Origin of the sequence: Paenibacillus methanolicus, assembly GCF_008124765.1 — a bacterium.
Classification (GTDB): Bacteria; Bacillota; Bacilli; order Paenibacillales; family Paenibacillaceae; genus Paenibacillus_Z; species Paenibacillus_Z methanolicus.
This window is the reverse complement of sequence record NZ_VNHS01000007.1, coordinates 138084-158852: the sequence shown is the minus strand read 5'-3', so window position 1 is coordinate 158852 and position 20769 is coordinate 138084. Positions and strand designations below refer to the sequence as shown.

At 59.9% G+C, this 20769-nt stretch carries 15 protein-coding genes; 3 read left to right on the top strand and 12 right to left on the bottom strand.

What is annotated here, in order from left to right; genetic code table 11:
- Positions 1 to 14 precede the first annotated feature (14 nt).
- Positions 15 to 1595, bottom strand: coding sequence for an alpha-L-rhamnosidase-related protein (locus BCM02_RS19000; protein WP_222871022.1), 1581 nt, complete (start codon positions 1593 to 1595; stop codon positions 15 to 17).
- Complete coding sequence (locus BCM02_RS18995; RefSeq protein WP_148930702.1) at positions 1592 to 4105, bottom strand: beta-glucosidase; 2514 nt, start codon at positions 4103 to 4105, stop codon at positions 1592 to 1594. The genes BCM02_RS19000 and BCM02_RS18995 overlap by 4 nt, the downstream gene beginning before the upstream one ends.
- A gap of 246 nt (positions 4106 to 4351) precedes the next feature.
- Between BCM02_RS18995 and BCM02_RS18990 the strand changes: the two genes are divergently transcribed.
- Positions 4352 to 5344: an AraC family transcriptional regulator gene (locus BCM02_RS18990; RefSeq protein WP_148930701.1), complete on the top strand. Its 993-nt coding sequence runs from the start codon at positions 4352 to 4354 to the stop codon at positions 5342 to 5344.
- A gap of 79 nt (positions 5345 to 5423) precedes the next feature.
- On the top strand, positions 5424 to 5846 hold the full coding sequence (locus tag BCM02_RS18985) for a hypothetical protein (protein ID WP_148930700.1): 423 nt from the start codon (positions 5424 to 5426) through the stop codon (positions 5844 to 5846).
- A 238-nt stretch (positions 5847 to 6084) separates the two neighbouring features.
- Here the strand turns inward: BCM02_RS18985 and BCM02_RS18980 are convergent, their stop codons facing one another.
- The 10 genes from BCM02_RS18980 to BCM02_RS18935 all read right to left on the bottom strand — a co-directional run bounded on the left by BCM02_RS18980 (position 6085) and on the right by BCM02_RS18935 (position 19688).
- The gene (locus BCM02_RS18980) at positions 6085 to 7593 is read right to left on the bottom strand and encodes a sulfatase family protein (protein WP_148930699.1); all 1509 of its coding nucleotides are present in this window, start codon (positions 7591 to 7593) and stop codon (positions 6085 to 6087) included.
- 35 nt (positions 7594 to 7628) lie between these two features.
- Complete coding sequence (locus BCM02_RS18975; protein ID WP_148930698.1) at positions 7629 to 9665, bottom strand: alpha-L-arabinofuranosidase C-terminal domain-containing protein; 2037 nt, start codon at positions 9663 to 9665, stop codon at positions 7629 to 7631.
- Between the two features lie 22 nt (positions 9666 to 9687).
- The gene (locus BCM02_RS18970) at positions 9688 to 10581 is read right to left on the bottom strand and encodes a carbohydrate ABC transporter permease (RefSeq protein ID WP_148930697.1); all 894 of its coding nucleotides are present in this window, start codon (positions 10579 to 10581) and stop codon (positions 9688 to 9690) included.
- 14 nt (positions 10582 to 10595) lie between these two features.
- A complete protein-coding gene (locus BCM02_RS18965; protein ID WP_148930696.1) occupies positions 10596 to 11558 on the bottom strand; it encodes an ABC transporter permease in 963 nt (320 codons plus the stop codon).
- Positions 11559 to 11579: 21 nt separating this feature from the next.
- Positions 11580 to 13193, bottom strand: coding sequence for an extracellular solute-binding protein (locus BCM02_RS18960; protein WP_148930695.1), 1614 nt, complete (start codon positions 13191 to 13193; stop codon positions 11580 to 11582).
- A 106-nt stretch (positions 13194 to 13299) separates the two neighbouring features.
- Positions 13300 to 14169, bottom strand: a complete 870-nt coding sequence (locus BCM02_RS18955; RefSeq protein WP_187434300.1) for an AraC family transcriptional regulator — start codon at positions 14167 to 14169, stop codon at positions 13300 to 13302.
- Positions 14170 to 14572: 403 nt separating this feature from the next.
- Complete coding sequence (locus BCM02_RS18950; RefSeq protein ID WP_246183477.1) at positions 14573 to 15955, bottom strand: sugar phosphate nucleotidyltransferase; 1383 nt, start codon at positions 15953 to 15955, stop codon at positions 14573 to 14575.
- Positions 15956 to 15998: 43 nt separating this feature from the next.
- On the bottom strand, positions 15999 to 17336 hold the full coding sequence (locus BCM02_RS18945) for a glycosyltransferase (protein ID WP_148930692.1): 1338 nt from the start codon (positions 17334 to 17336) through the stop codon (positions 15999 to 16001).
- A 4-nt stretch (positions 17337 to 17340) separates the two neighbouring features.
- The gene (locus BCM02_RS18940) at positions 17341 to 18240 is read right to left on the bottom strand and encodes a DUF6492 family protein (protein ID WP_222871021.1); all 900 of its coding nucleotides are present in this window, start codon (positions 18238 to 18240) and stop codon (positions 17341 to 17343) included.
- A gap of 227 nt (positions 18241 to 18467) precedes the next feature.
- Positions 18468 to 19688, bottom strand: a complete 1221-nt coding sequence (locus BCM02_RS18935; RefSeq protein WP_148930691.1) for a multidrug effflux MFS transporter — start codon at positions 19686 to 19688, stop codon at positions 18468 to 18470.
- A 433-nt stretch (positions 19689 to 20121) separates the two neighbouring features.
- Here BCM02_RS18935 and BCM02_RS18930 point away from each other — a divergent pair, with 433 nt between their 5' ends.
- Entirely contained in the window at positions 20122 to 20757 is a 636-nt protein-coding gene (locus BCM02_RS18930) for a glycoside hydrolase family 11 protein (protein WP_148930690.1), read from the top strand.
- The last annotated feature ends 12 nt before the right edge of the window (positions 20758 to 20769 follow it).

Sequence of the window (20769 nt, the reverse complement as noted above, 5' to 3'; positions counted from 1 at the left end):
AATGCGCAATCTAACTACAACCCGTATCGGCGGATCAAATACGTCGGCGTGCAGCTCCAGGCATGGCAGTAGCTGTTGATGAGCGGGCTGCCGTACGGGGAGAAGCTTTTGTTCTGCGGGTCGTACAGCTCCCAGAACGTATCCGCGCCGTCCTGCGCCATCTGGCCCCAGTACGCTTTCATCCGCGCGATCGCTTCTTCCTTGCAGCCCGCGATCAGCAGCGCCTCGACAAAATGATGGACCATGTACGGCGTCGTCATCCCGACGTCCGGATTAGCCGCTTGCAGCCGAAGCAGCAGGTCGCGGTTGTCCGCTTCGGGGAGAATCTCCGCCAACGCCAGCCACGCTTGGCCGGCCCACGACACTTGGCGCTGCGCGCCGCTGACGAAGAAGCGTTGCTCCGAATCCCACAGTTCTCGCATCGTCGCGGCCGTCAGGGTGGCGATGGTCTCCGCTAGCTGCGCCGCGATGCCTGGCTCGCCGACCGCTTCCGCCAGTTGAACCGCGCGCTTCAGCGTATAGAGGAGAACGCCTTGCGACGGCGCTTGTTTGTTCAGCTGGTCGTTCCAATCGATGAACGACCACCATGATTCATCATCGCGGAGAATCCCCGTCTCATCGACCCGCTCGAGCGCCAACTCCACCTGCCTGTAAGCGGTCGGCCACAACTCGCGCAGCGTCTGCCGGTCGTTCGTCGCGACGAAGTAATCGTACAAGCTGGCGGTGAAGAACAGCGAGTAATCGAACAAGTACGTATCATCCGCGATGACCGTCGGCTGGATGAACAGATTAGCCGATACGCGGCCCTTCTCGTCCGGCACGCCGGCGAACAGATACAGGCACCGCTTCACCAAATCATTCTGATTGAACGTCTCGTAGTTCGCGAGCGCCTGGAGCCTCAGATCCCCTAGCCATAGGCGACGATCCCGCTTCGGTCCGTCCTCGAACACGTCCTGCATGCAATCTTCCAGCGTTCGAATGCTGATCCGGTCGAGCTGCTCCAGCACCGGGTCGGCATGGCGGAGGGGGGCGACCTGACCGCTATCGGCGGAAGTAACTGTACGGCACGCGAAATCATGGAACGAGACGCTGTACTTCTGCGATGTAGCAAGGACCTCCACCTTCACATAACGGAAGCTATATCGTCGAGGCAGCTCCACGCGATGCGGCATCACGTCGACGAACAACGTCTCCTCCTGTAACCAAGCACTGCTGATCCAACCGTCATAGGTATCGAAAGGCACCGCCACCTCGACCGGCATTTCGCCAAAGGTCAGCTTGACCTTGAGCGGGGCGTCGGGCGGGCTGCCTACCGTTCGGATCGCAAAGGAAAGGTAACCGACCCGATGATCGCCAAAGTCGAGAATGAACGATTCTCCTCTGCCGAAGCTGCGTTCTTCGAGTTCGGCGGCATCCGCGACCGGCTTGCTGCGGTAGCCATGCACGGCGGTCGAATCGGCTGCAATCTGGACGAGCTGCCGCGGCCGAACGGCTTTCTCGCGCAGCTCCGGCTTTAAGCGGTCCGCTTCTGCCAGAAAAGCTTCGTTACGTACGATGATGGCGGTTGAGGTTTGCATTTTGGCTTGATCGGTCATGGCGCGGGCACTCCCTTCTCATTAGACGGCATTGAACCGTGCAGCACGGTCGTGCATTGATTCGCGGCTAATCTCAGTGTTTCGGAGGGAACGATCTCCGCTGCCAGCGCGAACTTCTCGGACGACTCGCCCACCAGAATGCGGAACGCGCCCGGCGGGATGACCCACTGGTCCAGCTTCGTATCCCATACGCTGAACGCTCGGGCGTTCAAGACCAAGTCGACCGTCACCGACTGACCGGACGCCACCGGCACCTTCGCGAAATTCTTGAGCTGCGCCGGCGGCTCTCCGGCTTCGGAAGGGAAGGCGACGTATAGTTGCGGCACCGTCTTGCCGTCTCGCTCTCCATCATTGTTAACATCGAAGCTCACTTGCAGACTCGGAAGTCCCTTGATGTTCGTCTCGCGGACCTGCAGATTGCCGTAACGGAAGTCCGCATACGACAAACCATGACCGAACGGGAACAACGGTCTCTCCTTGTTCGCGGCGAACCATCGATAGCCGACTAGGAGCTTCTCCGTGTACGCCGTGTCTTGATCGATACCCGGATACTGCCCCGCCGTCGACAGCGGACCTTGTCGGTCCGAACTCGGGAAGCTCATCGGCAGACGCCCGGACGGATTCGTCTCGCCGAACAGCACCTTGGCGATCGCTTCGCCGCCCTGCGCGCCCGGATACCACGCTTGGACGACGGCCTGCACGCCGCCCAGCCAAGGCATGGTTACCGGTCCGCCGGTATTGAGCACGACGATCGTCTGCTTATTGACCGCGGCTACCGCTTCGATAAGCCGGTTCTGCGAACCCGGCAGGTCCAGGTTCGGTTTGTCGAAATTCTCGGTCATATAGTCGTTCGCAAACACGATCGCGATATCGGCTCGCGAAGCTGCCTCGACGGCTTGCGCGATGAGCGCTTCGTCTTCGCCGGCGAACCATTCGAGCGCGATCGACGGCAGCTGGGCTTCGCCGCCGGATGCGTAATGCACCTCTATCGCGACCGTTCGTCCCGCTTCAAGCTGCTTGACCCCCGTCTTGTAGAGCGAGCGCGACTGCCAATTGTCGATCACCAGCTCCCCGTTCAGCCATAGGCGGGACGCGCCGGAAGTCGGCAAATAGAACGTATATGCTGCCGTTTCCTGCGGAAATAGCGTCCCCGTCCATCTGGCGGAGACCGGATGCGGCACGCCGGCAAACTGCCAGTTGATGTTCAAGTTCGGCACGGTATCGACGCGCATGGGCTCGCCGCTCAGATCAGGCGTGTCGTACGCTTCGGCGAGCAGTCCGTTCTCGAACGCTGCAGCCGGTACGGTGAGGAAGGCGAGCGGCGAAGGATATACGAAGGACGGACCCGTCGGTACTGGAGCCGTGCCCGGCGCGTACAGCACCTTCCGTCCATCGCCCGCGCGGCGTTCGATTCCTTGCAGCGGCGTCACGACGGCGTTGCAGGGAACATGGGCGCTGCCTCCCCCGGATGCGATGGGATTGATCGCCGATTGTCCGATGACGGCTATGGTCGGCTGGGCGCCGAGCGGGAGCAATCCGCCGTCGTTCTTGAGCAGCACGATGGATTCTTCAGCCAGGCGCAGCGCTTCTTCGTCGCGCGATTTCAGCTGCTCGGCCGGCACGACGCCTTCGCCAGGCGCGCGGTCGAACAAGCCGATGCGGAACATCTCTTTCAAGATGCGGCCGGCGCTCCCGTCGATTATCGCTTCCGGCACGAGGCCGCCGGCGACGGCTTCCTTAAGCGGTTCGCCATAGAAGCGCTTGAACGGAATCGTCAGCTCGTAATCCAATCCCGAATGAATCGATTTCACCGTGCTTTGCGTGGCGAGGAAGTCGGAGACGACGAAGCCCTCGAAGCCCCAGTTGTCTTTCAAGATGCGGGTCAGCAGCGGCTGGTTCTCCGCGCCGTGCGTGCCGTTGATCTTATTGTAGGAGGCCATGACGGACGCGACATTGCCCTCCTTCACTGCCGCTTCGAAGGCGGGCAGATACATTTCGCGGAGAGTCCGCTCGTCGATGATGCTGTTCTGCGTGAACCGGTCGGCCTCCTGATTGTTCGCCGCGTAATGCTTCACGCACGCCATGACGCCCTGCTCCTGAATGCCCCGGATGACCGCCGTCCCCGTCGCGGCCGACAAATACGGGTCCTCGCCGTAGCCTTCGAACGTCCGGCCGTTCAGCGGGGTGCGCGCGATATTGACCGTCGGCCCGAGCAGCAGCGAGGTCCCCCGCTCCCTCGATTCCTTACCGATAACCTCGCCGTAGCGATAGGCGGCTTCCTGATCAAACGCGGCGCCTAGCGCGATGGGGGCCGGAAGCTGCGTACCTGCCGCTTCCTCGGGTCCGGTCACGCCGCCGGGGCCGTCGTTCAGCTTCAATGTCGGGATGCCGAGCGAGGCGTCGGGCGTACCTCCGTGCATCATCGCCAGCCTGTCGTCCAAGGACATGGCGTCCATCAGCAGCTGCACCCGCGCGTCCAAGGACAGTAACGTATTCATCCAAGGTTTCATGTTCGATCCAACCTTTCTCTATGGAAGACTTCTCTTTTTACAGTACTATTTCAATACTGCTGATCTGCAAGGCATCTAGTATACATAATTATGGATAACGATAGATTCGCTTGCGGTTGTTGCGTGAATCGGCTGTTTTTGTTACGATCGCGATATCCTTATTAAAACGCTTTCGCCGGCGGATCACAATTCCGCTTTTACGGTTCTCATTCTTCTTTTTACAGATTAGTTGGACGGAGGATTATCGTGGACCATAGCATGCTGGATCAGTATTTGAGAGAAATCAACGAGACCGAAGCCGAGCAGCTTGCGAACGGGGAGAACGTGAACGACTTGCAGTTCCCGAATTGGCCGGAAGACGGGGAGTCTTATTTTCGCATGCCCGATACGCCCTTCTTCCAGAACGGGCCGATCCATGTACGCAAGCACAACCGCTTCGCGCCGATGCCGCCGCACTATCACAGCTTCATTGAATTGAACTATATTTATTCGGGGGTATGCGAGCAGCAGATCAACGGGGAGACGGTCATTTTGCGGGAAGGACAAGTTTGTCTGCTCGATTCCGAGGTCGTCCATAGCATCGAGCCGATGGGCCAAGGCGATATTCTGATCAACATCATCATGAAGAAGAACACGTTCTTGTCTTCCTTCCTCAGCCGCTTCGGCTCGCGCGGGATCGTCTCTGATTTCCTGGCGAACGCCATCGCGACGAATACGAACCACAACCGCTACATCGTGTTCGAATCCGAGCAGCACGCCGATCTGCAGCTGTTCATGCGCCACATGATGTGCGAAGCGTTCGGCAGCCGGGCCTACGCCCAAGAGATGATCTACAACTACATGATGCTGATCTGCACCGAGCTCATGCGGGTCTATACGTATCGAACGAACGACGAGCACCGGCAGCGCCACTCGCGGTCGGACCTCATTCAAATTCTCGACTACATCGAGAAAAACCATCAGACCTGCACGCTCACCGAACTGGCGAACGCTTTCAATTTCAACGCCAACTATCTGGGCAATCTGCTGAAGAAACGAACGGGCAAGACGTTCATGGAGCTCGTGAAGACGCAGCGCATGATTCACGCCGCCGGCTTGCTCGCCAATACCGAACAGCCCGTCGCCGACATCGCGCATGCGGTGGGCTATCAGAGCATGGGATTCTTCTACCAGACGTTCGCGGACTACTATCAGATGACGCCGATGGCTTATCGGAACCAGAACCAGCTGGCGGAATAGCGGGAGGGGGACCGGTCGTGACAATGAGAGGCGGCAATTCTTTATACCATCGCAACCAATAAACCAACGAGGTGATCGTATGACCACGATTTATGTCCATGTGCGGCATTGGCTGTTCTGGTATGGCGACTATGGGTTTTGCCGGAAGAGCTGCAACGATGAAATCAGCTTGTATTCGGGCGAGGATCGAGAGCAAAGCGACTTTCTGGGCTATTTCGAGCTCACGACCGCCCCTTGCCTGCGCTACCTTGTAAACCATGATCTCGATCCGGTTGACGATAAGGAATACCGCGAGGAAATTCAAGCTTTCTTGCACGATGAGACGAAGGAAATGATGTACAGTTATCTTTATCCAAGAGATGAGGAAGATACGGCGTATCAAGTGAAGCATCACGCGCCTTTGAATGAAAAGGGGCATAAGCCAGTCCGAGGCTTGGGATCGGGAAGAACTTATGAGAACCGCAAAGGTTCTTGCCGCAGAATTTCTGCAGATGGATGTTGAACACGTGGAATTTATCGAAGCTCCTTCTTATGAAGAGACCGAGCTTTCGTACAAGAGGGATTACGAGCCTTATGTAAAATGAACAATGATTCCCGTTTGGACATCGTTTGGCGCATAGCGACACATCGATACCCAGACCGACTTTGCAGACATGCCTTGCAGAAAAGGCCGCCCAAAATTTTGGGCGACCTCTTCTGCTAGAAGCTAGATGCTTTCCCTTCGATCCCGATTCCCCTGCCTACGCATGCCAGATCCGCGGCATCGGCATAGCCTCCTTGCCCAGCTCGGCCCAGGCGTACTTGAGCAGCAGCTCCGATTTCAAGGCGGCGTAATCCGGATCGTCCCACCGGTTGCGGAGCTCGCCCGGGTCCTCCTGCAGATCGAACAGCTCGCCGTACGTCTGGCGGTAGTAGACGGTCAGCTTGTAGCGGGCGTCGACGTACGTCTTCTGATGAATCGTCGTCGGCTCGTGGCGGAATTCGCACAGCGCGTGGTCGCGCGCCGACGATTGCAGTCCCCGCCATACGCCGCTCTGATCGACGCCGGTCATGCCGGGCAGCGGCTCGATCCCGCACAGCGACAGGAAGGTCGGCGCCAGGTCGACCAGCGACTGGATCGCCGGACTGCGCGCGCCCGCAGGCACCTGCCCCGGATAACGCACGAGGAACGGCAGCCGAATCAAGTCCTCGTAATGGAACCCGCCTTTGTGCTGAAGCCCGTGCTGCCCGAAGAAATGGCCGTGATCGGTCGTGAAGACGACGATCGTATTGTCGGCGAGCCCCAGCTCGTCGAGCTTGTCGAGAATATTCCCGATATACTTATCCATCAGGCTGATCATGCCGTAGTAGGTGGCGACGAGCTGCTTGGCTTCGTCATCGGGCACCAAATGCGAGCGGTAGCCGTGAATGCCGTGCCCGGTCTCCTTCAAGTGGTCGAAGTCCGGCTCCGACTCCTGCGTCATGCGAAAATGCGGCGGGTTGTGGTCGTGCTCGCCGTCCACGAGACCCGGGATCGTGAGCGTATTCGGATCGTACAGCTTATCCCAAGGTTCGGGGACTAAATAATCGGGATGCGGGTCGAAGAAGCTGGCCCATAGGAAGAACGGCTCCTCCTGGTCGCGATATTGTTCCAAGCAAGCATTCGTGCGCTCCGCGATCCACGTATCGTAGTGGTACGCTTCCGGTATCGCCCACGTGTGCGTCACGGACGGATCCATCGTGCCGGTCGGCGGCAGAAAATAATCCCGCCAGTTCGCGCATCCCTTCTCTTCCATCCAGAGGGCGTAATGCTGGCCGACATGCGCTTCGTTCGTATGATTGCGCGCCAGCTCCACATGATCGAACCCGTAGTAGGGCCCGTGAAAATCACGCCAGAATTCCAAGTCCTGCAGCAGCGGGTACGATTCCAGCGACGGGTATTCGTCGGTCCCTTGCAGCGGCTGAAAATGGGCTTTCCCGATCAGCGCCGTCCGGTAGCCGCTCGCCTGCAAGTCCTCGCCGACCGTATGACGGTCCTCGAGCAGCTTCGTCCCGAGCGTCCACGCGCCGTGCTGGCTCGGATACATACCCGTAATAATCGACGAGCGGCTGGGCGTACACACCGGACTCGGGCAATACGCCCGGCTGAACGTCGTTCCCTCCCGGGCCAGACGATCCAGATTCGGCGTCCGCAGTTCCGGGTTGAACGCGCCGATCGTATTCCAGTGCTGCTGGTCGCTCGTAATCAACAAAATATTCGGTTTGCTCATCTTTGCCTCTCCCCTCCGTTCGCGGGTTCCGTCCATCATTCGATCGCCTCTCCTCTCCCGCGCTTCTCCTTGAGTTCGAGCGCATACACCGAGGCGGGGCGCAGCGGGTAACCGCCGCGCGTCCAGTCCTCTGTCGAGACGACGCGCTCCCGGGCGGCGATGCGATCGGGCGCGAAGACGGTGTTGATGTCGTCGACGGATTCGCCCGTAATTTCATGCAGCACCGCCTCAGCTTCGGGCTCGAAGCCTTGCAAGCTCAGCTCGGCCGTCACCTCCCGCAGTCTGCGGTTGACGATAAAGACGGTGACGATGCGCCCGTCCTCGCTCGCGCAAGCGGCGACGTCCAGATCGGGCAGCGCGTCCAGCGCGACCGGCGCCGGCTTGGCCGTTCGGACCGCGAACGTGCCGCATTCGGCTTCGGCGGGCAGCATCCGCCGGATGTCCCGGCCCGCATACAGCTTCAACACTTCATAGGTAGGCGTTCCGTACACGGTAAGCGGATGGCCGCTCCACCCCGGCGCTTTGCCGCAGTATTGATCCGCATAATAGTCGCCTACCCGAATACAGCCTCCGAGCCAGCCGTTCACGAGATCGGAGAAGCTGCCGATGTCGACGATGTCGCTGCATCGCAGCATCTCGTTCAAGTTCGCGGCGTTCGCGACCGCGGCTCCCAGCGTGTGCTCGTCGGGCAGTCCTTTGCGGATCGTGTTCGGATAGTACATCGTATTGTACTCGGTAATGGCCAGCTTCACGTGACGATGCTTGGCATGGGCGCGAATCTGCGTCTGCGTCCGGCGAATGTCGTCCCGGGTCCATTCCGGGTAGGAGGCGATCGCCTTGTACCGCTCCTCCGCGGAGGTGTCCCGGTTCATCCCGAACCGTCCGTAGCCGTGGTACAGATGCAGGGTCAAATAATCCATATGCTCGCCGGCGATGTCGAGCACCGTCCGGTTCCACGCCTGATCGGTATGCCCGCAAGCGAGCAGAATCACCGAAGGGTCTGCCGCCTTCATCGCCTGCGCGAACGAGAGATACCGCTCCGCGAATTCATCCGCGGTACACGTGCCGACCTGCCAGTCTCCCCACACTTCGTTGCCGATCTCCCAATACCGGACGTTGTACGGTTCGGGATGTCCGTTGGCCGCGCGGCGCGCGCCCATCGGGGTGTCGGCGCCGCCGTTGCAGTACTCGACCCACCGCGCGGCTTCTTCCGGCGTGCCGGAGCCGTCGTTCACGCAGATGAGCGGCTCGACCTCAAGTTCCCGGCAGAACCGGATGAATTCGTCCGTGCCGAAATATTTGTTCGCCCATCCGCCCCACGCTTCGTTGTAATTGACAGGCCGCTCCAGCACGGGACCAATGCTATGCTCCCAATGATAGGCGCTGATGTAATTCCCCGCGAGCCGCATCATGCCCGCGTTCAGCGGTCTGGTCATCTCCACGACCTCGCGCTTCACCTCGCCGACGTGATCCTCCGGCAGCAGCGACACATGGTCGAGCCAGAGCATGCCGGTCGACACATGATCGCGCCATCTCGAATGATCGGCCGGCACATAGACGCGCAGCTCGGCATCGTCACAGGCGCGGGCGATGTCCAGCTTCGCCTCGTACGTCCGCCAATTATGGCTGTCCAGGTCGATGCGGACCTGGCCGAGACGCTCCTCCGAGCGGCGGTCGACCGCTTCGACGAGCACATAGCGGAGCTCGACCGATGCCCGCGCGACCAGACGTACTGCGTAGGCGAGCGGTCCCTTGAGCGCGACGCGCTGCGCCAATCCGGCATATGCCTCGTCATCGCTTCGCATGTGAATGCGCTGGGCGCGGCCCGAATGCCGGGGAGCCGGCGATTCGAGCGCATAGCGCGTATTCCGTCCGTTCGTATAGGCGCTCCAACTGCCGGACACCGCGATCCTTGCTTCGGCGTCGCCTTCGAAATCCATATCCTTCAGCGGATAAGCGAGCATCGCGTCCATATGGTCGCGAATATCTTCCACGAAGTGGCCGAACAAGAACGGGTTGATCACATGCCCGCTCCTCGCGCCGCCGTCGATCGTAATTCTCGCGTTCGTCATGAACCTCTACCTCCCCAATGTGTTAGCCTTTGACCGATCCGATCATGACGCCTTTGACGAAATGCCGCTGCATGAACGGGTACATCAGCCATACCGGCAGGCTGGAGATGATGATGACCGCGTATTTGATGCTTTCGGCCAGCAAAATTTTGTCCTCCAGCCCGACGTTGCCGTCGATGGCGTCCGATTGGCTGATCATCAGAATCTCGCGCAAAATAAGCTGCAGCGGATAGAGCGATTCGTTGCGAATATAGATCAGCGCGTTAAAGAACGAATTCCAATGGCCGACCGCGTAGAACAGCGCCATGACGGCGATAATCGGCTTGGACAGCGGCAGGATGATGTTCAGCAGCAGCCGCCAATTCGTGCAGCCGTCGATGAGCGCCGCCTCCTGCAGTTCCCAAGGGATGCTCGACTGAAAATACGTGCGCATGACGATCAAATTGTACGTCGAGATCGCGCCGGGGACGATGAGCGCCCACATCGTATCGACCATCCCGAGCGACTTCACGAGCAAGTAGGTCGGGATGAGCCCGCCGCCGAAGAACATCGTGAGCGTAATGAACAGCATGAGCGTCTTGCGCCCCGGCAGATCCGGCCGCGACAGCGGATATGCCGCCAAGATCGTCATGATCAGGTTGATGGCCGTGCCGACCGAAGCGTAGAGAATCGAGTTGCGATAACCGATCCATAATTTCTCGTTCTGCAAAATATTCGTGTACGCCTCGACCGAGACGCCCTTCGGCAGCAGCCAGACTTCCCCGGCGAGCACCTTCGCCGGATCGCTGAACGATGCGCTGACGACGAACAGCAGCGGGTACAGCACGATAGCGATAATGACGGCCGCGACGGCGTACACCGCCGCGTTGAACAACCGCTCTTCCGACAGGCGGCGGACCGCAGTTGGCTTGGACATGTGGTCGCCTCCCTTTACCATAGACTCGTCTCGGACGTCTTGCGCGCGAATCGGTTCACCAGCAGCAGCAGCGCCAGATTGATGACCGAATTGAACAGTCCTATCGCCGCCGTATAGCTGTATTCCCCTTTGAGAATGCCCGTCGTGTACACGAAGGTCGAGATGACGTCGCTCGATTCCAGATTCAAATTGTTTTGCATGAGCAGTACTTTCTCGAACCCGATATTCATGAAATGCCCGATGTCCAGAATGAGCAGAATGACGATGACCGGCACGATCCCGGGCAGGGAGACGTGCCAGATGCGCCGCAGCCGGGAAGCCCCGTCCATCTTGGCCGCCTCGTACAGCTGCGGATTGACGCCGGCGAGCGCCGCGATATAGATGATCGACTGCCACCCCATGTTCTGCCAGATGTTCGAGCCGATGAAGATCGTCTTGAACCAGCCCGCCGACTCCAGAAAGCGGATCGGCTCGCCCCCGAACGTCTCGATTAGCGTGTTGACCGGGCCGCCCTTAGGCGAGAGGAACAGCGTCAGCATGCCGACGATGACGACCATCGAGATGAAGTGCGGCAGGTAGGTAATATTTTGCAGCCACTTGCCGAACGCCTTGCTCGGAATTTCGTTGATGAGCAAAGCCAGGAAGATCGGGATCGGGAAGGCGATCAGCAGCGAGAACAAGTTGATGGAGAGCGTGTTCCACAGCAGCCGCCAGAAGTAATACGAGTCGAAAAACCGTTCGAAGTGCTCGAAGCCCGCCCAATCGCTGCCCATGATCCCTTTCGCCGGATTGAAATGCTTGAACGCGATCTGCAGCCCGTACAGCGGCCCGTAGTGAAAGACCGCGTACCAGGCGACCGGCAGCAGCAGCATCAGGTAGAGATCGTATCGCTTGGCCGCCTGCTTGAGCAGCCGCGGAACGGGTCGTGAACGAGACTGTGCGGCGGCGGTTGTCCGTCCGGCCTGCGCCGTTTTCATAGGCTTGCTCCTTCCGCCTCGTTATTTCTGCATCGCGTCATAGGCTGTCTGGTAGATTTGCTCCAGCTCGTCGATATTCAGCTTCGCAAGCGTCGCCTCGAATTCGTCCCACTTGTCGAAGCTGATCGCTCCGGCGATGAATTTCGTGCTTTGTTCCTCGTAATACTTGTCGATGTCGGTGCGGAGCACGTCGACCTTCCGGGCGGTCTCCTCGTCGAACATCGGGGAGGCGTAGCGAACCTTCGGCATGTACGGGTCCAGCTTCTTCTGCGCTTCCTGCACCTGAGGCGGGTTAATGAAGGACGCGACCTTCTCGCTGATCAGATGCGGGGCGCCGCCGCCGGCATACGGCGTGATTTTCGCTTGATTGCCCGATTTGAGGAAGTCCTCTTTGTAGTACGGCATGCCGTCCTTCAGCTCGTAATGCTCGCCCTCCCGGCCGAACCGGAGCAGCGTCGAGCCTTCGTCGCTGTAGAAATAATCGACCCAGCGCAGCGCCGCTTCCGGCGTCTTGTTGACCGAGGTAATCGCGAACGAGCCGAAGTCCCGCGGTACCGGCGCGCCCTGGCTTTGGATCCGATCTCCGTGCGGACCTTCCGGCGGCGCGATGCCCGTATATTGATCGGCGATCTCGAGGAACGGATTATTCGTCTGGTCGAAGAAAAAGCCGGCGTTGCCGGACCCTTGCTTGGCGAGGTAGTCCGCTTCCTTATGCGAGAACACCTCGGGATCGAGCAGCTTCTCGCCGTAGAGCTTGTTGAGATATTGCAGCAGCTCTTTGTTGCGCTCGCTGCCCATCCAGATGTCCACCTTGCCGTCCGTCAGGTTAATGTTATAGCCGAGCTGATTGTCCAGGCCGAACGACCCGCCCATCATGGCGACGACCGGCAGCCCAAGCCCCGGCCCGCCGCTCGCGCGCGCCGTCATCGGAATTTCGTCCGGCTTGCCGTTCCCGTTCGGATCGCCGTCCCGGAACGCGACGAGCACGTTGTACAGATCCTCCGTCGTCGCCGGCTCCTTCAGGTTCAGCTTCTTCAGCCACGCCTGATTGATCCACTTCTTGTCCGTCCGCGCCGCGCCGAGCGTCACGACCGTAGGGAGGGAATAAATATGTCCTTCCGGCGTCGTGATGGCGGAGCGTATCTCCGGATATTGATCCATCAATTTCTTGAAGTTCGGCGCGTAATCGTCGATCAGCTTCTCCAGCGGAATCAGCTGCCCGGCCGTGCCGTAACGAATCGTCTCGAGCGGCGTCAATCCGGCGCGGAACAGCACATCGGGGAGCTCGTTGGACGCGAACAGCAAATTTTTCTTCTCCTGGAAGCCGTCCGTCGGCACTTCGGTGAAGTCCGCCTGCACGTTGCTCAGCTTCTCGTAATCCTGGAAAACCGGCATATCCTTGAACGGTCCGTTCACCGGCGCGATCCGGGCGAACATCTTCTGCACGAGCGGCTGCGCGACGATCGGGAATCCCGTCTTGCTCACGCCTGCCGCCGCCTCTCCTTTGGGCTTGTTCTCTCCGTTCGCGTTCGCGTCCGAATTGGCGTCCGTGTTCGTATTCGAACTGCAGCCCGCGAGCACGAGACTCAGCGCGATCACCGTGCTTAGCGTTGTTGTTCTCCAATGGTTATTCATCTACTGCCGCCTCCCCAATATCATAGTAATCTAAGGTATATAGTAGGTTTTAAGTACTATATTTAGCATAATGTACCGAGCGGCAAATAGAAATGACATTTCGTTGTCACTCATTTAGCATTTCGTTCGGTTGGGAGAGGCGCGCGCGGTATTTCGAAGGCGATATCCCGTAGTACGTGCCGAACGCGCGCGAGAACGTATACAAATCCGTGTAGCCGAGCGAATGCGAGATTTCGGTGACGGATAACGTCCGGCTCCGCAGCATGTCGCCCGCGCGCTCCATCCGCAGTTTGATCAAATAATCGCGCGGGCTCATCCCGATGCTGTCCTTGAACCGGCTGGACAGATGGGAGCGGTTCATCCCGGCGAATTGCGCGACGTCCGCGACCGAGATGCCTTCGGCGTAATGCGTCTCCATGTGCCGCAAGCATGCGCGAAGCCAATCCTTGTCCTCTATCGCATGAGGGAGCGGCCGCGATAACAGCTCGAACAACCGGTACATCATGATCTGCAGCTGCAAATCTCCTTCGTTCTGCGAACCGTTCATCCGCTGCATGCAGCCCTGCAGTAGTTCGGACAGCTCGGCCGTAAGTTTGTTGCGCAAATATGGCTTGCGTTCCGTCAGCCCGATTCGGTTCACGAGCAGCTCCGCCTGCGATCCCGTGAACGCCAGCCAGCGCAGCCGCAAGGGCTGTTCGGAATCGAATTGCGAGACCCAGTAGCTATGCTTCACGTCCGGGAAGAGGCAGAACATGCTGTCTTTCGTCAAGGTGACGGTCTCGCCCATGGTGGACAGCGTGACCGCGCCGCTTAGGACGAAATGAAACGAGAAGCATTCGATTACCCTCGGCCCCACGCTGTAGTTGGCCTTCGCCACGTTGTGCCCGGTGCGCAGCGGCCAGAGCCCGCCGAGCTTCTCGAACTCGCTCGGCGTGTAGAACAGAACATCCGCGTATTCGTGGCCCAGATCTTTCATACTTTTTCTCGCTCCCCCTTCCCCCTCCGCCGAGGGGAACCAGAGGGCTTGCGCCCTCTGGACTCCGCAATTAAGCGTGACTCGTTGCGCGGCCGTCTTCGATGTGTCCTCTCGAAGGGAGCCCGCTTGTCCTTCGGACAGGCTCTTGTTCGAGCTTCGTTCGAGACGTTTTGCCTTTAGGTGGTATCCTGCAGGTGTGTGCGTTTGATGCGGCTCCGTGCTGACCATAGCTTTCGTCCGCTTGCGCGGACACTCTTTACTTTTTCCGCAAGTCTCAATCATCAATAGTCTCTTAAACAAAGAAAAAGACATGGCAGAATAAAACCTGCCATGTCTCTAGTTTTCTAGTCGACGCTCGGAAGCTTGCTCGCTTGATAGAATAAGACTATATTATACGCTTTCCTTACCAGCTCGTCGACAGCCGCAAGATGTCCGTTTCGTCCCGCACCTGCCCGATTTCGACCTGCACGCACAACAGCGCCGTATCTGCCTTCACGCCATGGCGTGCGCCAGTCGGGAAGCGCATGACGTCGCCGGGGCCGACCGTGTAAATCTTGTCCTCCAGGATGAAGCTCCCGTTCCCGAAGAGCACCGTCCACACTTCCTCTTTCCCAGCATGCGAATGATAGCTGGTGCGGCCGCCGGGTTGCAGCTCGATCCGCCGCGTGAGCACGCCCCCCTGCTCCGTCTCGACGTAATCGAGCGTCCGGCAGAAGCCCCATCGTTTCTCTTCGTACATCGGCATGCGCGCTTCCTCGCCCAGCAGCGATTTCACGAGGTTGGAGTCGCTCTTGCTCGCGACGAGAATGCCGTCCGGGCTCGCCGCGACGATGGCGTCCGGTACCCCGACGACATAGACCGGACGATCGAGCTCGTTAACCAGATGCGTGTTCGGCGAGTCCTCGCCGACGTGACCCGGGCCGACCCGCCGCTCCTCCATATGCCGCGCGAACGTCTCCCAGCTTCCAAGATCATGCCATGGCCCCTCGTAGACCAGCGCGATTCTGCGCGCCGATCGCTCGACGACTTGCTCGTCGAAGCTCGCCTCCGGCAAGCCGGCGTACTTGTCCGCCCACTCCGCCGGCGTCGTCGGCTGTCCTTCCCTTTGCAAACTCTCCATCATATGCCCGAGTCGAAAAGCGAACGCGCCGCAATTCCAGAGCGCGCCCTGCTTCATCAGCTTAGCGGCGGCAGGCGGATCGGGCTTCTCCGTGAACCGCTCGATCCCGATCCAGTCCGGCGCGGCCGCACCGTCGGCGCCGGAGGGGACGGTAGCGGCCCGCCCCCGGCGTCCGGAAGTCGCCTTTCGCTTCGGCACCATATAGCCGTATTGGCTCGATGGGTGGGATGGCGGCGTGCCGATCAGCCCGATGTCGGCTCCGGCCTGACGAAGCGCCTCTGGCAGCCGCTGCAGCACGCGGAAGAAGGACGGCTCGACGAATAGATCGACCGGCAGCACGAGTATCGTTTCGTCCGGCGCGACATGCAATTCGGCCGACAGGAACGAACAGGCCAGCGCGATCGCCGCATAGGTCCCCCGCTTGAGCGGCTCCTCGATAATCGGAATGTCCGCCCCGGCATGTCTGCGCGTGATCTCCGTCTGGCTGCAGTGGGTCACGATGACGGCCCGCTCGAGCAATCCGGCCGCCGCTAGCTGCCGGCAGACGCGCTGCATCATCGATTCCGGCTGACCGTCCGCGCCCGGCAGCAGCTTCAAAAACAACTTGGACCGGATCTCGTTGGACAGCGGCCACAGCCGCTTGCCCGATCCTCCGGATAACAGCACGATTCGCAACTGTGCAATGCCCCCTTTCTCTACAAGCGAGCCTCTAACGCGGCTGCCGCCTGAAGCGGCTGTCCAGCCACGGGCGGCGGTTACGCTCCGGGTCCCCTGGGCGATGTCCCCCGACCCTCGCCGTCTTCGGCCCGGCCGTCTTCTTCTGCATTGCTCCGACGGTCAAGGCCGCCTTTCGCGATCCGCGAGCATCCGCCACGACGCGGTCCAGCGCGGACGACATGGCGCGACCGGCCGCCTGCCAGCCAAGGCCCAGCATGTCCCGGCGTCCGAGCCGTCCCTTCTCCCGGCAGAGCGAAGGATTCGCATAGGCGCGGCGCATTTGCAGCTTCAGCATGCCGAGGTCGGCCTCGGCCCATAGCTGATCCTTCTCCGCGAATATTTCGCGAAAGGAACGGGAAATCGCGGAGTTCTTGCCCATGGAGACCGCGGGCCGCCGGAGCCGGTAAGGCACGAGGAAGGAATTGGACGGCGTCAGGAAGTCCATCTGCCCGCCCCATGCGGTCGCGATACACGGAATGCCGCTCGCCATCGCTTCCATGAACGGCATGCCGACGCCTTCGCCCCGGGTAGGGAGCACGAATGCATCCGCCGCGGTATAGAGGCCTTTCAGCTCGCGGCCGTCCAGATGGCGGGTCAGGAGCAGCAGCGGCGCCGTTCGATGGGCTATGCGCAGCGAGGCGCGGTAGCGGCTGATCCGGTTCCGAATCCATGCTCCGTCCTCGTCGTTGCCATATCCGCTCGTCTTGATGACGAGCAGCACGTTGTCTTGATCCGTAAATTCCTCCCAGTACGCGCGGAGCAGCGCCTCCGGATTTTTGCGGTGCTGAAAGCCGAAGACGGAGAGGAACACGAACCTGCCCTGGCTCCCTGGCAGCTTGGCAGGCGGATTGGATGGACGAAATCCGCCGGTGTTCACGCCGTGCGGCGCCAAATAGACCGGTACCTGGACGCCGCTGTCATACATCGCCTTCCTGTTATGGCGAGTCGGGACCAATACGGCATCATAGCGATTCATCGCTCGGCGCCATCGGGCCGGGATCCGCGTCGTTTCCCATACCGTGTTGAGCACGACCTTATCGTAGCCGAGCCGCTTCGCGCGGGCGGGACTCATCGTATGCGGCGGATAGTGATAGACCAGGACGCGCTTCCCGGGAGAGGCGGCGGTCGGCCGCTTGATTGCCCGCGAAGAGCCGGCTTGAACCGGAATGCCCTGCCGCCGAAGCGCCCGCGCATACGCCTTGCTGGCTCCGCCCAGCCCCCCTTTTCGGTGAAGGGGACCATGCCAGTAGACCCGATATCGAGGCGAGCGGGCGCCGCCGGTCACGCCGCGCCTTCCGACCAATCGCTTGCGAGGTCTGTTCGTCGCCATCCGCTCAGCCCCTGCTCGCCGTTGCCGGCTTGGCGGTCTTGCCGCGCGTAGGTTTGATTCTGCTCTGCGATGGTTGTGAAGACGCGACGCGAGCAGCCGCGCTCCGTACGTAGCCCTCACGCTCGTGGAAGCTGACGGAACGGTATCGGACCGCCAGTTTCTTGTAACGCCGAGCCGTCATTCGGTCCACGCGGGCATGAAGCGCGCGGTTGCGAGCAGGCAGCAGGCGGACGCCGTCCGGATATCGGGTGTACACGTAGTTGCCGTAAGTCTCGTATTCGCTGAACCCGAACTGCTTGGTCCGGTCGATGCTGTCGATGATGGCCCTGTACCAGCTCGTGCCGTGTATCGCTTCGATGAATCGCTTCAACTCGCGCAGCTTGCTTTTCTCGAACAGCATGTAGTGGGTGACCAAGGAGCGCGGAGCCGAAGCCTCTCTTCCCATCAGCTTCCGGTACGTCCGGAAGTACTCCGGCTGACTCCACTTTCGCGTGTAGAACGTCGTGCGGCCGCCGGAGTGGAATCGATGCGGCCGAATCAGCACCGTGTCCGCGTCGATGACGAGAAAATGCTCCGACCGGACGAGCTTATCGCCGCTCAGCTTCAGCAGCTGCTGGAACAGCCAGCCCGAGCGCTCCCAGCGGGCCGAACGGTAGTGAATGTGCTTCTTCGTAATCGGCAGCACCGTATTCTCGTCCACGAATCGCCAGCCGTTGGCGCGGCAAGCGGCCAGGATGGCCTCCTCGCGCGGCGCGACGATGACGACGTCGCCGACCGGATGGCGCGAGTGGCGGCGGACCGCCTCCACGACGTGCGGCAAGGTCCTGAGGTCTTTGCTTATCGCGGGAATAAGAACGTCGATCCGGATGCCCGATGCACCGGCTCCTTCTGATTGATTCGGCATGCTGTCATCTCCATTGGGCTATGAATTTGTGACTCTCCCTATCTCTGTCACTATCATATGCCGCCGACGTAGACCCCGGTTGGGCCAACCCCGGGAAGGGGCAGTCGTTCACTTCAGGGAAAATTCAACAACTACCTCTAGCACTTCGACAACGCAAAAAAGAGACCGACCCCAAAACGAGGTCGATCCCTTATACAGATCGGCAGATTGCCGTATTCATAAAACGCCTACGCCACCGCTTGCTCCTTCGCGGCCGTCGCCGTCGCCTTCCCGGCCAAACCGAAGAACGCGACCAGCGCGAGCACGCTCGTGCACACGATGATGACGCCCATCGGCACGGCGGAGTACTCGCCCGCGACGCCGACGAGCGGCGACGTGATGGATCCGATGACGAAGGGCAGCAAGCCGAGCAGCGCGGCGGCGCTTCCCGCCCGTTCGCTCTGCGAGCCCATCGCCAGCACGAAGGAAGCGGTAGCCGTCATCCCGATCGAGGCGACGAAGAAGAACAGCGGAATGACGAGCGCGAACAAAGGTCCCTGCAGCAAAATGACGAGCAGTGCCGTCAAGCTGGCCGCGCAGGACAAGAACAAACCGAGAATAACGAAATTCCGCTCCGAGAATACGCGGCTGAACCGCCCGACCACCTGCGAGCCGATAATCAAGCTGATGCCGTTAGAGGCGAACAGCAGCGCGAAGAGCTGCGGCGATGCGCCGTATATATTCTGATACACGAACGGGGTACCCGATACGTACGCGAATACGCCCCCGATCATGATCCCCTGCGCCAGCGCGCAGCCGATGAAATGCCGGTCCTTGATCAGCGCCCGAATGCCGGTGGCAAGCTCGCCGAAGTTGCCGGATACCCGCTTCTCGACCGGCAGCGTCTCCTTCAAGCCCGTCGTCGCCAAGATGACGAGCAACAGCCCGACGATGCCCAGGACAATAAACACGCCGACCCACGTTGTAAAAGAAATGACGCCGCTGCCGGCCATCGGCGCGATCATCGGGAACAGATTGTTGACCAACATCAGCATGGAGAAGAACTTCGTTAATTCCGTCCCGCTGTACACGTCGCGCACGACGGCTCTCGAGATGACGATCCCCGCCGAAGCCGCGAACCCTTGCACGAAGCGCGCCGCGATAAAGAAATAAATGTTCGGCGAGATCGCGCAGACGAAAGACGCGACCAGGTAGAGCACGAGCGACAGGATGACGGGCTTGCGTCTGCCGTGCACGTCGCTCAGCGGCCCCATAATGATTTGCCCCAGTCCGAGCCCGATCAGACAGGCCGTCAAACTGAGCTGCACGAGCGAAGCCTGCGTGCCGAAATCGGCCGTAATTTCCGGGAACGACGGCAAATACATGTCGATCGTCAGCGGGCCGAGCGCCGAGAATGCGCCGAGCAGCAGTACTAGCCGCAAACGGTCCATCTTTTTGGTTCCAGTCATGATTGCTCTCCTATACTCTACATATTGTTGAATCCGCGTCAGACCTCATGGGGATCCTTCTCTCTCTCATCCGAACGCCCCTGTCTAAATCTTCACTAACTATAGCAGAACGAAGTAAGAAAGGAACTAAACAAAACTAACTAAATTTTCCTAAGGCATGTCCCGTCATGATCTTCGAATCGGCCAAGCCGTTCTAAGCGATCGCGTTGTCCTCCGCTCCCGCCGCCTCCAGCTTGGAACAACTTTAAAATGTATAGGGAAATCTTTAATTTCTCAAGTTCAAATGAATACGCTTTCTTTTATCATTTTCCTAGCGAGGAGGTGGTCATGGCAGCTCAAGGCGGCTGATCCAACATCATGTACGGCAGCGCGAATCGACAGACGAATCGAAAGCAGGCATGTCGTTCCAACCCAACTTATTAGGAGGTTATTAATGATGAAGATGAACAAAAAAATGTTGACGGGCATTATGGCGGCTTCCATCGGGTTCAGCGCGTTCGCGGCTTCCGCGAGCGCGGCGACGGACTACTGGCAGAATTGGACGGACGGCGGCGGCACGGTGAACGCGGTCAACGGCTCCGGCGGCAACTATAGCGTCAACTGGTCGAATACCGGCAACTTCGTCGTCGGCAAAGGCTGGACGACCGGCTCGCCGAACCGCGTGGTCAATTACAACGCCGGCGTGTGGGCGCCAAGCGGCAACGGCTATTTGACGCTCTACGGATGGACGCGCAATTCGCTCATCGAATATTACGTCGTCGACAGCTGGGGCACGTACAGACCGACCGGCACGCATAAAGGCACCGTCACGAGCGACGGCGGCACGTACGACATCTACACGACGACGCGCTACAACGCGCCTTCCATCGACGGCACGCAGACGTTCACCCAGTTCTGGAGCGTTCGCCAGTCGAAGCGGCCGACCGGCAGCAACGTGGCCATTACGTTCGGCAACCATGTGAACGCCTGGAAGAGCAAAGGCATGAACCTGGGCAGTAGCTGGTCGTACCAGGTGCTCGCGACGGAAGGCTATCAAAGCAGCGGCAGCTCGAACGTCACGGTATGGTAATCGCCCGGCCGC